Genomic DNA, 13,920 nt, shown 5'->3' with positions numbered 1-13,920 from the left:
CAAAAGTTGAATCCCAGTATTGGCGAGCTTATCGTTGCCTCAAGAAACAAGGACAAGCTGAAAGAAATAGTTTTGCTGCTTGAGGGGATGGACATGAATGTCAGGTCCCTCGAAGCTTTTCCGCAGATTGTTCTTCCTCCAGAAACTGGCGAGAGTTTCCGGGAAAATGCTCTCATCAAAGCGCGCTGCGTCCTGGCTCAGACCGGAATTTCAGCGCTTGGCGATGATTCGGGACTTGAGGTCGATGCACTTCAGGGCAGCCCGGGAGTCAGGTCTTCCAGATTTGCAGGTGAACGGGTTTCCTACGAAGACAACACGAAGAAACTCCTATCGATGCTGTCAGATGTTCCTCGCGATCATAGGAAAGCGAGATTCGTGTGCGTTCTGGCGCTCTGTCTTCCGAACGGAGTTGAACTGACGTTTCAAGGGACCTGCCACGGGGAGATTCTGGAGGCCCCGAGAGGCATAGGCGGCTTCGGTTATGATCCGGTTTTCTTCATTCCAGAAAAGGGAAAGACAATGGCCGAGCTAGACCCCAATGAGAAAAACTTAATAAGCCACAGAGGAAAGGCGTTCCAGGCGGTCAAGAAGTGGTTGCTTGCCGAGAGGGGGCGTGACTCACGATGATACACAAAACGACGAATGTAAGCAGGTCCTTGCAGGGGAATAGTCAATCAGAAAGAGGTTTCTTCGGGCTGGGCATAGCCCCGAAGATCCTCGATATCCTCGCGCACACAAAGTTTAGGATTCCCACTCCTATCCAGTTCAAGGCGATTCCCCCTGCGATTGAAGGTAAAGATGTTATCGGTGTTGCGCAGACCGGCACCGGCAAGACTCTGGCTTTTGCCATTCCCATGGTGCAGCGCCTTGCGCAGAGAGATGGGATTGGTTTGGTCCTTGCGCCCGTGCGCGAATTGGCCATCCAGATTGACGAGGCATTGCAGATAATTGCCCGCCCATTTGGGATGAAGACCGCCTGCCTTATCGGCGGCGCTCCAATAGCTGCTCAGATACAGGCGCTGCGCAAGAATCCCCGCATTGTCATCGCCACTCCCGGCAGACTCCTTGACCATCTCGGCCAAAAGAATTTCCTGCTGAATAACGCGACGATGCTCGTGCTTGATGAGGCCGACCGTATGCTGGATATGGGGTTTGCCCCGCAGATCAAAAAGATCCTGCGTTTCGTACCGAAAGACAGGCAAACCATGCTTTTTTCCGCGACGATTCCCAAAGAAATTGTGGAAATTGCCGCCGCGTACATGAAACTCCCCGTCTCAGTTGAGATTGCCCCGTCAGGGACTTTGGTGGAACGCGTAACCCAGGAATTGTTCATCGTCAAGAAAGAAGCAAAGCCGCGGCTCCTCGGTAAACTACTCGCGCAATATCACGGCTCAGTTCTTCTGTTCTCCCGCACAAAGCATAATGCGCACAAGATTATGACGTCGATCCGGGGCATGGGATATAGCGCGGCAGAGATACATTCTAACCGTAATCTGGGACAGCGCCGCGAAGCGCTTGAGGGTTTTAAGTGCGGCAAGTATAAGGTGCTTGTCGCTACCGATATTGCTGCCAGGGGCATTGATGTGATCGGAATCGAGCTGGTGCTTAACTATGATCTTCCGGACGATGCAGGAAATTATGTGCACCGCATCGGCCGCACTGCGCGGGCGGGGTCTGGCGGACATGCGATTTCTTTTGCCACGCCCGAGCAGAACCGCGATGTTCAGGGTATTGAAAAACTCATCAGGTTAACACTTCCCGTATCAAAGCACCCCGAGCTTCCTCCTGAAGAGTTTCTTAAATCCTGGCATGAAGGTTCGCGAACGAACCTGAAACGGCATCACACTCACAGATCGTTTAAACCTCGCCGCCGTTGAGAGAAAGCGATGTCCCAATGGTTTTCGCGGCCCATTACAAGCCAGGTTCCAAATCTATCTGATTTCGGCTCGACTATGTGTTCATAGTTCATGGTCACAACCCCACTATCCGGAAGACTACCCTTCGCGGATATCGAACTTGATTTCCAACTGAGGATTCAGTGATCTCGCCTCGAGCAATGCACCTTTTACTAGACCGATAGCGTTCATGAAAGCCTTTTCTGATTCAGACTTTGTGAGTAACACGCCTAGCACTGAGCTTCCCTTTCAGTATTATGATTTTGTCTTTGATGACGAAATTGAGAAAACAACCCTCTTTCTTCTTCTTTTCGTTGAACTCTTCTTCGGTGTAGATGGTGAAGTTGATCTCCCGATTCAATCGCGATTCCAGATCGCGCACGTCTCTGGTAAAACGATTTTCGTTCAATTCGCCCACGATGAGCAAATCAACATCAGAAGTGGCTTTCTCCCGATTCTTTGCATATGACCCGAAGATAAGAGCAAGTGCAATGCCTTTGTATTTCAGAACCAATTCCCTGAGGCTTCCCTCTACTCCTTCAGTCTTGAAAATGACCTCCTTGAGTTCCTTGAACAAAGGATAACGCTTGTTGAGAGAATAAAATCTCAATTTTCCCTTTGTGAACGATGTATAGAGCCCCTCTGTCTCAAGTCTTCGGAGTTCTCTCGAGAGGTTCCCGGGATCTTCGTCAATAAGACTAGAGAGTTCACGCACATAGTACTCCTCATCGCAGTGGGTGAAAGAATAGGTAAGCAGCTTCCTTCTCAATTTCGTATTGAGCAGAACTGACATAACGTTCGCCTCTATTGTTGTTTCAATTACATCAATTGTTGTGAATTGTACAACGATGCCACCGGTTTGCAATACTTCTTTTGACGCCGCGGTGCGAAGCTTGGCTTCGGTGAGGAGAACTCAATAAGCCATGGGGAGAAGTAGCTCAGGCGCCGAGGACGTGGCTGGCATGGCACTCAGACTCAAAGTTCCTGAGCTGTTCTTAGTGCTTCTTTGACGAAAGAATTTGTCTTCTTCATCCGTCGAAACTCTTCGTTTGTGTAAACCAAAGGTTCTATTGGTAGATCCGTGAGCTTCAGAACTTCGGTTATCCTCTGAAAAATCCTGCCTTTGAAATCTCCCACAATCATGAGGTCAATGTCACTCCCCTCGTGCATTTCCCCCTTGGCAAGCGAGCCGTAGAGATAGACTGCCCTTATCGAGAATTTCTTCCTGAGCTTGCGGGTGAACACATCTAGCTTTTCAAATACTTTCTCACCGTTCTCAATATCAATGTTGCGAAGTCTAGGCATCTCCTGGCATCCTCGTGATCATAGTAATCTACCGGCGCGATGTCCTCATCAAGCCCATTGGGATAACGCGTAGGAATGTAGTACGTGTCAAGAATTCTCGCAGCCTCCATCAGTCCGGAGAATCCCTTTTGTCTCTTTTCGCATTCTCTAACAAGCATCTTTATGGAGTGCGTCGTGAGAGAGGTGTAGCCCAGGTCATAGAGGAAGGCCTTGAGAGACTTCTCTGCGCTCTGTTGTGACTGAAAACAACACCATTCGTAGTTCTTGTCCTTCAGGCTATCCCTGGCTGCTTTCAGGTCTGCTTCGCCCTGTCTCAGCCATCGCTTCGCCTCTTTCCTCATTGTGACCCTCCACCGATCTCAAAATAACGGTCATCATTCTCACAAAATACCTGGGGTGGACGACGGGAGTTCTTCTCCCCCGAACTCTGCCGAGTTCTCCGCCGAAGCCGGCCGCCCTCGCTTCATCCTCCACCGGAGGCGCTCGGGTCGGCTTCAACTCCCTGCATGCTCAGACAGCGAAAAGACATTTGGGGTGGACGACGGGAGTCGAACCCGCGACGCCTGGAGCCACAGTCCAGTGCTCTACCAATTGAGCTACGTCCACCGCCTACGCTATGTTCGTACTTGGCGCGCCTGCAGGGATTCGAACCCCGGACCAACGGATTAGAAATCCGTTGCTCTATCCAGACTGAGCTACAGGCGCGTGTTTGACAGTCTCATTCATGAGGACGCGCGATTCAACCCGGAATTTCACACATCCAGCGACTGTCGTGTGATGACTCTCAATTAACTGGTCGGGGCGAGAGGATTTGAACCTCCGACCCCCTGCGCCCAAGGCAGGTGCGCTATCCGGGCTGCGCTACGCCCCGTCGGAGGAAAAGTCCATCGAAAGAAAGATTTCTGGACTTGAAACAAGACTCTACTTTAGTCTATGTTAATAGCTCGTTGTAATGAAGTCAACAATCCAATCTGGAAGAGAACATTACAGGCCGAGAAGTGGGGATTCACATCTATTGCGCGGAGGTGATCGGTGGCGAGCGTTAATAAAGTGATTCTCGTAGGGAATCTGGGAAGCGACCCGGAGCTCAGACGCACTCCGGCAGGCACTGCAGTGGCAAGTTTCAGGATTGCGACTAACGAGACCTGGACTTCGAAGAACGGCGAGAAGGGGCAGCGGACTGAATGGCACAGAATAGTCGCATGGGGAAAACTCGCCGATATATGCAGTCAGTATCTGAGCAAGGGAAAGCAAGTTTATCTCGAGGGAAGGCTTCAAACGCGTTCGTGGCAGGATAGTCAAGGCGTCAAGCGCTATACGACTGAGATAACTGCGACTACTCTGCAGATGCTCGGACGTCCGGACATGGCCGGCGCGGGAGAAGCGCGGCAGGAGAGTCCGCCTGCAGAGGAGTACAATGTGGAAGAGCTGCAGGCAGTGGGAGACGACGACATTCCGTTCTGATTGCGCCGCTCCCTCGTGCTGAGATAACTCCCGTCGGTGATTTCGATTCAACCCAAACCTCATCCGAGGGTCTTTCGGGCTGGGTATGGAAGCTGCAGCGCACGTAGGTGTGTGGTAACATATATTCTGATGGGGAATGGCTGGAATGAAGATTTCAACCGTTGTGTGGCTTGGGGACATAGCGGAGAAGCTGCTCGCGCGACACAAGGTTACACAGGAAGAGGTGAGGGAAGTTCTGAATGGTTCGCCGAGGTTCAGGTATGTTGAGAAGGGTCACAGGCCGGGAGAGAATGTGTACGCTGCTTTGGGACGAACTGGGCCTGGACGCTATCTCATCGTTTTCTTTGTGTACAAAGGGGGCAGGCAGGCGTTGATTCTGTCCGCGCGTGATATGACGCGTGGTGAGAGGAAGCGATATGAAGAGAAATAGCGTGAGTCTCTCGAGGGCATCGTCGTATCGTGAGACTGCCGAGTATTGGGATGACCATGATCTCTCTCGGGTTTGGTCGAAGACAAGCCCTGCGCGGTTTGATGTTGAGATTGAATCTGAGGCCACCTACTTCGCGATTGATAGTTCTCTACTGGAACGACTTAGGGTCCTAGCGAGGAAGCGTGGAGTCTCTTCGGGTACGTTGATAAATCTGTGGTTACAAGAAAAGCTTCGAGAGAAGTTACCTCGGTAGCTTTTGCATAACTAGCGACTGCAGATCGACGGGCAAACAGCTCTGCTGTCAGCCCGCGGCTGCCCCGCAGCGATATGCGCCGTTAGCTCAATTGGTAGAGCAACTGACTCTTAATCAGTAGGTCGGAGGTTCGACTCCTCCACGGCGCACTTTGAAGATGAATGTTAGCGCTCGATTCAAGACCAGCCGGATAGGCTCATCTGCAGAGGCAACAAATTACTCAGTGCCTTGATTAATTTTACTCACCGCTACAGAATGGACCATGGATAAACTGCAACGCCCGAGCGCTTGAAGGCCTGTTCTCCCCCGTAAACAAGTGCCGCGGGATTATCAACCGAGCCGCTGATTTCACGCCAGAACTTGAGGCTTCGGAAGAAATCAGATGCAACGGTTTGGGCAGACTTCACTTCGACCGGAATCAAGTCCTTTCCAACGTCAATCAGCATGTCAACCTTGTGACCGCCTGCATCCCGCCAGAAATAGAGCGCGGCTTGCTCACCGCGATGCACAAAATTCTTATAGAGCTCAGACAACACGAAGCTCTCAAATACTGCTCCCCTGGCCGAATGGTGGTGCAGTTCTTCTGCCGATTGAATCCGCAACAGAAAACACAGCAGGCCTGTGTCCAAGAAGAAGAGTTTTGGACTCTTGATGAGCCTCTTGCCGAAGTTCTTGAAATGCGGTCTGAGTAGAAGAATAATGAAACTCGCCTCAAGGACCGAAATCCAGCGTCTTGCGGTGGTGTGCGTAATTCCGCAGTCAGAAGCCAGACCCGTAAGATTGACCAACTGTCCGTTTCTGCCCGCACAGAGCCGGATAAATCTCCCAAACGTCTCGAGGTCTCCGACTTTCAGCACATTTCTAACGTCACGTTCAAGATAAGTCTGATAATAGCTCCCCAGCCAGTCACGAGGCGGCAGATTCTTGTCGTGTATTCTCGGATAGAACCCGGTGAAAAGGTACTCGACAAGACTGCGCGAGGGGATTTTCGTCCTCTTTGGTACTCCCCGGCCGAAATTCGTAAGCGCGATGGGTGGTCTCCCCTGAAGTTCGGCAAGAGAGAAAGGCAGCAGGTTGAGCACCGCGCACCTGCCCGCCAGCGACTGAGAAATACTCTGCAACAGAAGGAAGTTATGCGAGCCAGTGAGAATAAACTGGCCGGGTGCATCTCGCTCATCCACAACTACCTGGATGTAGGAGAACAATTCGGGAGCTCTTTGCACTTCATCAAGAATAACAGGGCCATCAAATCGTTTCAGGAAACCTTCTGGATCCTCGAGAGCGAACGCTCTCTGGTCTGGGAGTTCAAGAGAAACGTAGGCATGACTTTTGAACTCGGCTCTTACAAGCGTTGTTTTGCCTGATTGCCTCGGTCCCGTCACCGACACCACGGGAAATCGCGCAGACGCTTCACGAAGTTTCCTTGCCAGTGTTCTTCTAATCACTCACCCTCCTGGATAATTGAATTTCAGAAATTCAGTTTACATGACACGTGTTGGACTGTCAAGATCAATTCTCAGGATACGTTTCCTTAGAATGTTTGGGAATCGAACAGCGACAGTTGTGGGGGAAACCACAGCAGATCTCACATCGACCCGGGTTCATGAGGCCACTATTTCGTGGCGGGTCTGCTACTGCGTAGCCGCGAAGTAGTGGAAATTGACCGGGCTGGTTGAACTGGGCCTGGTGTCCCGGAGAGGCAATCCCGGCCGGCCCAGGGACATCGCATGCGCCGCCCGGTCTGACCGTACGCGGTCAGCCCCGCTATGCTCCTTTTGTGCACTTCAAAGCAGCTACCTCTCAATCAGTAGGTCGGGGGTTCGACTCCTCCACGGCGCAAAAGACATACCGCGCATCACAACAAACCTGACATCAGACAAAGGGCAGCGATTCGGGAAAAGGCCTCCTCGAACTGCTGCCCAAGCTCGACTCTTCTACCTTGTAGAATCGCCGACTACTTGTACATTGCTTTAATCGCTCCCCAGGTTTTTGGGAAAGCATTTGTGGGATGGTCGCAGCCGACTCCGTGAGAGCCGATGACGCCGCAGTCATATCCGTAGGGATGATAGCCGGGTGCGCAGGGGGAAACGTAGTTTACGCAGACGTCGCCATACGTGCGTCTGCAGAACATGGGATCAGCCGAGAAGTTGCCGTTGATGTTGTTCTGATCCGCGATGCAGCCGACCCAGTCGCCTCCGGCATTTCCGAATACGTCGCAGCATGTAAGCGCGGCGCTGCCGCCGGATCCGCAACTGATGCCTTCCGCACTGCCAAACGCAATGACCGTCTTCTCAAGTGTCAGGGCGATACCCTCGCAGTGTATTGCTCCCCCCGCGTCACTGTGGTTTTCTGAGAACGTACAGCCCGTCACGGTAGAGACTGCAGGGCTCGGGCCCGCGAAAAATATCGCGCCAGCCAGCTGAGCCCAGTTTCCGATAAACGTACAACCTGTCACAGTTGGGGCCGATCCCATGCAGAAAATCGCTCCGCCCGCGTTGGCCATGTTCCGGTAAAACGCGCAGCCTACTATGGAAGGCGAGGAGTTCTGGCAGAGGATCCCTCCACCCCAGGTGAGGAGTCCGTCCTGGATCGTTACTTCCTTGAGTACCGATCCAGCACCTTCTCCAGAATAGAACAGGAATCCAGTTCCGGCCCCATTCACCGAAATAACACAGGTCGACGGATCTCCACTCTCTGAGCGGACAGTGATCGGCTTGCCGTGATAGTCAATGTTCCTGTTGCCGTCACCCTCGTACACTCCATCCGCGAGCAGGACAATGTCACCCGGAGCCGCCAGGTCAATCCCCGCCTGAATTGTCGGAGCATCGCCGGTTCCATCAGGCTTTATGCGCCAGGTGCCGGCATCAGCCGAAACCGAAGCCACTAGAATAATGGCCAGGGCGACAAGAGCGGTACTGAGTTTCATCACATGCCTCCTTCTGCGAGAGGGTGAACATAAGTATTCCGGATCCTGCTACGGACATAATGCCGGACCATGGTGGTGCCCATATCACCTTGAACGACCTCACGTGTCAGTTGCCAGCTTGTGACTGTTTGCCGGGCCGGACCGAGCCATGGCGATTGACCTGCTAATACTTCATCGTAGGACCACCATCTTCTTCACGCTGACGTTTTGCCCCGCAATCAAGCGATACGAGTAGATGCCGCTCGGCAGATTGCCAGTGTTGACCTCGAGCAGCTTGACTCCGGCATCCTGCTCTTCATCCACAAGAGTCGCCACGAGCCGCCCGGCCATATCGTACACCCTGACACTCACGTGCTCGATCCCTGGTAGTTCGTACTTTATCACTGTCCCAGAGCTGGACGGGTTTGGATGGTTCTGATAGACGGCAAACCGTGTAGACTTCTTTATCTTGTCAACACTCGTGGACCCCGCTATGAACTGCAGTTCGCTGCTCTTGAGACTTATGTTCCCGTGTATGTCTGAGGCCCTGAGCGCGTAGTAGTATATTTTACCCTCTGCCAGGTCCTCATCAGTGAATGAAGTGTCCCGAGTCGATCCAAGCGCAATCATAGTGTCAGGGTTGAACCCGGGCACAAAGCTTCGAAAGACTTCATAGCCTGCGAGGTCATCTTCTGGGTTGGGATTCCAATGGAGGACGAAATTCCCAGAGGCGAGACTTCCTGCAAGGTTTGCAGGTGGAAGCGGCGGCAAATTGTCAACCGAATAGCCGCTCTCGGCAGGGGATATGTAGAATATGCTTGGAGTGGCTGTGTGAGCCGTAACGAGGAATGTGAGTCTGTGGATTCCGGATGAACTTGAGTCTTCAAACGTGGGAGCGACCACGTTGTATTTCGGAGACTGCACAGCCGGGACACTGACGATGAAATCATATAACACTCCAAGCGTGTCATTCGCGGGCGCCCGGAATTCCGTTTTTGCGCGTTGTGCCGCGAGCGCCGGTGGTATTTTTCTCCACACTCCATACGACACGATCGGTCTTGCGGATGTCAATGTGTCGTCAACCCCTCTTTGAAATGTCAGCCTTACTTTCCCGCCCTGATCGTTTGTCACATCTTTGACGGATAAGATGTGCGGGTTGGGATTCAAGTTCCCATACTTGTCCGCTCTCTGTGCGTAAATGTCGTCATTTCCGTTGCGGTAGTCATACCAGGTAATGATTGCTCCTTCCTGACCGTCGCTCGCGATGGTGGGGTACTGTTGATTTCCTGTGGCGGTTGAGATGGCCACTCCGTTTGCAGTCCACTGGACAGTGCCGGATGAGTTTACGCGCTGCGCGTAGATGTCCCAGTTTGTTCCGTTGCGCGCGTCATACCAGGTGATGATGGCGCCCCCTGAGCCGTCGCTGGCGATGATCGGGTTCAACTGGCTTCCTGCGGCGGTTGAGATGGCCACTCCGTTGGCAGTCCATTGGACAGTGCCTGATGCATTGATGCGCTGCGCGTAGATGTCCCAGTTTGTTCCGCTGCGGGAGTCCTGCCAGGTGATGATAGCGCCGCCAGAGCCGTCGCTGACGACGATAGGGTACGATTGTTCTCCTGCGGCGGTTGAGATGGCGACTCCGTTGGCAGTCCATTGGACAGTGCCAGAGGCGTTGATGCGTTGGGCGTAGATGTCGTAGTTTCCGTTCCGTCCGTCCGATCAGGTGATAATGGCTCCGCCTGAGCCGTCGCTGGCGATGGTCGGGTTGAATTGGTAGGTCGCTGCTGTACAAATTACGACGCCGTTTGCGGTCCACTGGACAATGCCTGAAGCGTTGATGCGTTGGGCGTAGATGTCATAGCTTCCGCTGCGGTTGTCATACCACGTGATGATGGCGCCGCCAGCGCCGTCACCAATGATTTTTGGGTCGGTCTGACCGCCCGAAGCAGTACAGATCGGCGTATTGACGTTTGGACTACCTGACCATTCGCCATAGGATTGAGACACGGTGCCAATCACAAGGAACGCTGCAGCAAATGTGAAGAGGGTGATGGTGCGAATCTGGGAAGCAAACGAGAAATGTGTCATGACTCCTTCTCCTTTCACAGAATTCTCCAACTGGTGAAGAATGGCCTTTTCTGGACTGAAAAGATCGTCGTGGACCTAAGGCAGGCACGGCGAGAAGAAACCGCGGCTAATGCGACTTGCCCTCATCTCTGGTCTGCGCTAGAAACCATGGCGGCTTAAGTGCTTGAAAAACATAGCACAAATAGAGTCAATTGTCAATTGTGCACTGCAGGTGAGGAGCGTTCCCACTGTGCTCTTTTTGTGGACTTGTGTGAGCTACCTCCTAGTCAGTAGGTCGGAGGTTCGACTCCTCCACGGCGCAGTTTGAAAAATAAGTGGTTACGGAGTCGCCAATCCCCAAGCTGCCCGAGAATGTGTACTTTTTGTGCACCTTGTATCGGTAGGAGTATGCTGAAGGTAGCCTTTCTGGATTTCTCGCGCTGAGCCAAACCTTCCGCCCGAAAGTCAAGAAGACTGAGCAGCCAATTCTATTGATTCTCAGATAACACTTTGCTGTGCTACGCTGTTAGCTGGCTCCTCCTCTCGCATGGTGGAGGTTGCGCATTCTCATCGTAACGAGTTCTCGAAGTAGTTTTTTCTCTTCATCCAAAGGAGGCCAAACAATGAGACGAATCGTTCCTCGCCTCGCATTCGGCCATCGCCGTTCAGCGGGATTTCTGCTTTTCTCCGTTCTCCTTGTGCCGCATGAATCTCTGGCTCAGTGGCCTGGAGACCCTGCCGTGAATGTTGCGGTGTGCACGGCTACCCAGGAGCAGCGCAAACCAGCGATAGTCAGCGATGGTTCCGGGGGCGCCATCATTGTGTGGCGTGACTACCGGAGCGGCGCGGACTACGATATTTATGCCCAGCGTGTTGATGAGTCAGGTGTCGCCCTGTGGACTGCAAACGGCGTCGCCATCTCAACAGCCGCATTCGACCAGTACGATCCTGTGCTCGTGAACGATGGCTCAGGAGGCGCCGTCATCGCATGGCGGGATTTCCGGAACGCAAGCTGGGATATTTATGCACAGCGCATCAATTCGTCAGGCGTTGTCCAATGGACTGCAAACGGCGTCCCTATCTCCATTGCTGCAGACAGCCAGTGGAAGCCAGCCATTGCCGCCGATGGGGCGGGCGGCGCCATCATCACTTGGTATGACTATCGCAGCCTGCCAAACACACAAATCTATGTTCAGCATATTGACGCATTGGGCGCTGTGCAGTGGACCGCCGACGGAGTTGCCATCACGACAGGGGCGAACGACCGGTACGATCCCGCACCTGTGAGTGACGGCTTAGGAGGAGTAATCATCGCATGGCGGGACTCCCGGAACGGAAACATGGATATCTATGCGCAGCGCATCGATGCATCGGGCGCAGTCCAATGGACTGCAAACGGCGTCGCCGTCACGACAGCAGCGGGCGGCCAGTACGACCCAGTAATCGTGAGGGATGGCTCGGACGGCGCTATCATCACATGGCGGGACACCCGGAACACAGACGAGGATATCTTTGCGCAGCGCGTCAGTGGATCGGGCGGTGCCAAGTGGGCTACCGACGGCGTCGCTGTCTCAACAGCACAAAATAGCCAGTCCGGCCAGGCTATCGTCAGTGATGGTTCGGGAGGCGCAATCGTCACGTGGGCAGACCTTCGAGCCGGGTCCGGGGCGGTCTACTCGGACATCTACGCCCAGCGCATTGATTCATCAGGCGTTGTGCAATGGACGGCAGACGGTGCTCCTGTTTCAACAGCCGGAAACGAACAGGATGTGCCGGCCATTATTTGCGATGGATCCGGAGGCGCTGTTATCACGTGGGAAGACTACCGGAGCGGAACAAACTACGACATCTATGCTCAGCGCATCGACGCATCCGGGGTTGTCCAGTGGGCTGCAAACGGCGTCGCCATCTCCACTGCAGCAAACACCCAGACGAATCCGGCTATTGTCAGCGATGGTTCAACGGGCGCCGTCATAGCGTGGGAGGACTACCGGAGCGGGGCAAACTGTGACATCTATGCTCAGGATGTGTGCGCCATCGTAGGCGGTACGTCACCGGTGACAGTTGTGGACTTCCATGGTGAATATCTCGAAGGTCGCGCCGTTATCAGTTGGAGTATTCACTATGTTGATAAGTTGGCAGCTTTCAGATTGTATTCAAGGAGGTATGGCGAGAGCAGTTGGAAGTTTGTGGCAAAGATTGAAAAGGACGGCACTGAATATCAGTACTATGATAGGTGGCCCGGCAGCGAGTCGTTTGTAGATTACAGATTGGACGCAGTGGACCTGAACGGCCAGGAATCGACGGCAGGTTTCGTCGCCGTGCGAAAGATTGAAGCTTCAGACAATATCATTTGCCAAAACCGCCCCAATCCATTTGGGCGAAGCACAGTGATAAGTTATGCGCTCCCCGCAAGACAGCATGTCACGCTGAGAGTTTTCGACATTCTTGGCCATGAGGTTGCAACTCTTGTCGATGGGATCGAAAGCGCTGGAGTGAAATCTGTGCAGTTTGACGCTGGCAATCTTCCGAGCGGAATCTATACATACCGGTTCTCGGTGGCGCCGGATGCCGCAAGTGGAGATAAGCCCTTTGTGAGTGTAAAGAAGATGCTCATCCTAAAATGACACGGCTGGAATGTCACAGCACTGCATTCTCGCTCGGTGCTTGGTTTGGCTCAACTCGGTCAAGCCAACTGTGCTCTTTTTGTGCACTTCGTACTTAGTAAGATATAGAAGGATATAGTAGGTCGGGCGCGGTTTTCGCTCACCAAATAGTAGGATTTAGAAGGATGTAGCAGCTTTGAGCGCCCGAAAGGAGCTACCTCTTAATCAGTAGGTCGAAGGTTCGACTCCTCCACGGCGCACATTGAAAAATAAGAAGTTACAGATTCGCAGGATTAGCTTGAAGCTCCAAGTTGCATAGTTCCTGTATGGTTGGCTTAGTTAACGCGCATCCGCTACACGGCCTGAAAAAGAAAAACTTGACATGTAACTACGATATCATTACATTGTACGTATGAACACCTTGCGTTTCGTATGGGACGAAAGAAAAAACACGATAAACAAGAGGAAACATGGCGTTTCCTTCGAGGAGGGCGAGACGGTATTCTCGGACGACAACGCCCTCTTGATGCACGACCCAGACCATTCACAGGATGAAGACCGCTTTCTGTTACTCGGCATGAGTGCAATTGCTCGAATGCTTGTCGTGTGTCATTGCTACCGAGAAGCATCGGACACGATACGCATAATTTCCGTATGGAAGGCAACGAAATCAGAGGAATCTCAATACGTGCGGAGGATAAGATCATGAGAAAGGAATACGATTTTTCCAAGGCGATCAAGAATCCATACGCCAGACGCATAAAGAAACAGGTCACTATTCGCGTGGATGAAACGACCATCGCCTACTTCAAGAAACTTGCCAGTGACATGAATGTTCCTTATCAAACCCTTATTAACTTGTACCTGCGCGACTGTGCTGCCTCACGCCGGCGCCTCGCCTTGAAATGGGTGTTCAGCGACAATTAGAATTCCCGGTAACGACAATTAGAATTCCCGTTTGATTGGGTGTTGGTAGACTGTCCAAGTCGTTGATT

The 13,920-nt window shown here is 52.8% G+C and carries 15 protein-coding genes and 4 tRNA genes; 9 read left to right on the top strand and 10 right to left on the bottom strand.

The genetic code is table 11. The annotated features are described in order from the left end of the window. The first annotated feature begins 18 nt into the window (after positions 1–18). Positions 19–627, top strand: a complete 609-nt coding sequence (locus QME66_04460) for an XTP/dITP diphosphatase (GenBank protein ID MDI6808219.1) — start codon at positions 19–21, stop codon at positions 625–627. Next, the gene (locus QME66_04455) at positions 624–1,877 is read left to right on the top strand and encodes a DEAD/DEAH box helicase (GenBank protein MDI6808218.1); all 1,254 of its coding nucleotides are present in this window, start codon (positions 624–626) and stop codon (positions 1,875–1,877) included. Before QME66_04460 ends, QME66_04455 begins: the two co-directional genes overlap by 4 nt. Before the next feature lie 226 nt (positions 1,878–2,103). Here QME66_04455 and QME66_04450 read toward each other — a convergent pair whose 3' ends face one another. The 6 genes from QME66_04450 to QME66_04425 all read right to left on the bottom strand — a co-directional run bounded on the left by QME66_04450 (position 2,104) and on the right by QME66_04425 (position 4,071). Beyond that, positions 2,104–2,688 (bottom strand): nucleotidyltransferase domain-containing protein, encoded by a 585-nt coding sequence (locus QME66_04450; GenBank protein MDI6808217.1) that lies wholly within the window; start codon positions 2,686–2,688, stop codon positions 2,104–2,106. A gap of 182 nt (positions 2,689–2,870) precedes the next feature. Beyond that, positions 2,871–3,200 carry a nucleotidyltransferase domain-containing protein gene (locus QME66_04445; GenBank protein MDI6808216.1) on the bottom strand — a complete coding sequence of 110 codons (330 nt, stop codon included), beginning with the start codon at positions 3,198–3,200 and terminating at the stop codon, positions 2,871–2,873. Next, positions 3,143–3,541: a HEPN domain-containing protein gene (locus tag QME66_04440; protein MDI6808215.1), complete on the bottom strand. Its 399-nt coding sequence runs from the start codon at positions 3,539–3,541 to the stop codon at positions 3,143–3,145. Before QME66_04440 ends, QME66_04445 begins: the two co-directional genes overlap by 58 nt. 189 nt (positions 3,542–3,730) lie before the next feature. Continuing rightward, a tRNA-His gene (locus QME66_04435) sits at positions 3,731–3,806 on the bottom strand. A gap of 21 nt (positions 3,807–3,827) precedes the next feature. Then, positions 3,828–3,905, bottom strand: a tRNA-Arg gene (locus QME66_04430). A gap of 88 nt (positions 3,906–3,993) precedes the next feature. Next, positions 3,994–4,071 (bottom strand) — tRNA-Pro (locus QME66_04425). Positions 4,072–4,232: 161 nt separating this feature from the next. Here QME66_04425 and QME66_04420 point away from each other — a divergent pair. The 4 genes from QME66_04420 to QME66_04405 all read left to right on the top strand — a co-directional run bounded on the left by QME66_04420 (position 4,233) and on the right by QME66_04405 (position 5,496). Further along, complete coding sequence (locus tag QME66_04420; protein MDI6808214.1) at positions 4,233–4,664, top strand: single-stranded DNA-binding protein; 432 nt, start codon at positions 4,233–4,235, stop codon at positions 4,662–4,664. A 145-nt stretch (positions 4,665–4,809) separates the two neighbouring features. After that, positions 4,810–5,094, top strand: coding sequence for a BrnT family toxin (locus QME66_04415; GenBank protein ID MDI6808213.1), 285 nt, complete (start codon positions 4,810–4,812; stop codon positions 5,092–5,094). After that, positions 5,081–5,347 carry a CopG family antitoxin gene (locus tag QME66_04410; protein MDI6808212.1) on the top strand — a complete coding sequence of 89 codons (267 nt, stop codon included), beginning with the start codon at positions 5,081–5,083 and terminating at the stop codon, positions 5,345–5,347. The genes QME66_04415 and QME66_04410 overlap by 14 nt, the downstream gene beginning before the upstream one ends. Positions 5,348–5,423: 76 nt before the next feature. Continuing rightward, positions 5,424–5,496, top strand: a tRNA-Lys gene (locus tag QME66_04405). Between the two features lie 99 nt (positions 5,497–5,595). Here the strand turns inward: QME66_04405 and QME66_04400 are convergent. The 4 genes from QME66_04400 to QME66_04385 all read right to left on the bottom strand — a co-directional run bounded on the left by QME66_04400 (position 5,596) and on the right by QME66_04385 (position 10,358). Then, on the bottom strand, positions 5,596–6,792 hold the full coding sequence (locus tag QME66_04400) for an ATP-binding protein (protein ID MDI6808211.1): 1,197 nt from the start codon (positions 6,790–6,792) through the stop codon (positions 5,596–5,598). Positions 6,793–7,301: 509 nt separating this feature from the next. Beyond that, positions 7,302–8,273 (bottom strand): right-handed parallel beta-helix repeat-containing protein, encoded by a 972-nt coding sequence (locus QME66_04395; protein MDI6808210.1) that lies wholly within the window; start codon positions 8,271–8,273, stop codon positions 7,302–7,304. 171 nt (positions 8,274–8,444) lie between these two features. Further along, a complete protein-coding gene (locus tag QME66_04390; GenBank protein ID MDI6808209.1) occupies positions 8,445–9,695 on the bottom strand; it encodes a T9SS type A sorting domain-containing protein in 1,251 nt (416 codons plus the stop codon). 276 nt (positions 9,696–9,971) lie between these two features. Then, positions 9,972–10,358 (bottom strand): hypothetical protein, encoded by a 387-nt coding sequence (locus QME66_04385; GenBank protein MDI6808208.1) that lies wholly within the window; start codon positions 10,356–10,358, stop codon positions 9,972–9,974. A 584-nt stretch (positions 10,359–10,942) separates the two neighbouring features. Here QME66_04385 and QME66_04380 point away from each other — a divergent pair. The 3 genes from QME66_04380 to QME66_04370 all read left to right on the top strand — a co-directional run bounded on the left by QME66_04380 (position 10,943) and on the right by QME66_04370 (position 13,852). Beyond that, positions 10,943–12,946, top strand: coding sequence for a T9SS type A sorting domain-containing protein (locus tag QME66_04380; GenBank protein MDI6808207.1), 2,004 nt, complete (start codon positions 10,943–10,945; stop codon positions 12,944–12,946). Positions 12,947–13,337: 391 nt separating this feature from the next. Further along, positions 13,338–13,634, top strand: a complete 297-nt coding sequence (locus tag QME66_04375) for a BrnT family toxin (protein MDI6808206.1) — start codon at positions 13,338–13,340, stop codon at positions 13,632–13,634. Then, positions 13,631–13,852 carry a BrnA antitoxin family protein gene (locus QME66_04370; protein MDI6808205.1) on the top strand — a complete coding sequence of 74 codons (222 nt, stop codon included), beginning with the start codon at positions 13,631–13,633 and terminating at the stop codon, positions 13,850–13,852. The genes QME66_04375 and QME66_04370 overlap by 4 nt, the downstream gene beginning before the upstream one ends. Positions 13,853–13,920: the final 68 nt, after the last annotated feature.

This window comes from Candidatus Eisenbacteria bacterium (genome assembly GCA_030017955.1).
In the GTDB taxonomy this organism is placed as follows: domain Bacteria; phylum Eisenbacteria; class RBG-16-71-46; order JASEGR01; family JASEGR01; genus JASEGR01.
This window is presented reverse-complemented; position numbering and strand designations above follow the sequence as displayed.

Bases quoted from the DNA above. Each gene is read 5' to 3' on its own strand.
- QME66_04440 (MDI6808215.1), bottom strand. From the start codon at position 3,541: ATGAGGAAAGAGGCGAAGCGATGGCTGAGACAGGGCGAAGCAGACCTG.
- QME66_04410 (MDI6808212.1), top strand. From the start codon at position 5,081: ATGAAGAGAAATAGCGTGAGTCTCTCGAGGGCATCGTCGTATCGTGAG.
- QME66_04380 (MDI6808207.1), top strand. From the start codon at position 10,943: ATGAGACGAATCGTTCCTCGCCTCGCATTCGGCCATCGCCGTTCAGCG.
- QME66_04445 (MDI6808216.1), bottom strand. From the start codon at position 3,200: ATGCCTAGACTTCGCAACATTGATATTGAGAACGGTGAGAAAGTATTT.
- QME66_04395 (MDI6808210.1), bottom strand. From the start codon at position 8,273: ATGAAACTCAGTACCGCTCTTGTCGCCCTGGCCATTATTCTAGTGGCT.
- QME66_04450 (MDI6808217.1), bottom strand. From the start codon at position 2,688: ATGTCAGTTCTGCTCAATACGAAATTGAGAAGGAAGCTGCTTACCTAT.
- QME66_04375 (MDI6808206.1), top strand. From the start codon at position 13,338: ATGAACACCTTGCGTTTCGTATGGGACGAAAGAAAAAACACGATAAAC.
- QME66_04455 (MDI6808218.1), top strand. From the start codon at position 624: ATGATACACAAAACGACGAATGTAAGCAGGTCCTTGCAGGGGAATAGT.
- QME66_04415 (MDI6808213.1), top strand. From the start codon at position 4,810: ATGAAGATTTCAACCGTTGTGTGGCTTGGGGACATAGCGGAGAAGCTG.
- QME66_04370 (MDI6808205.1), top strand. From the start codon at position 13,631: ATGAGAAAGGAATACGATTTTTCCAAGGCGATCAAGAATCCATACGCC.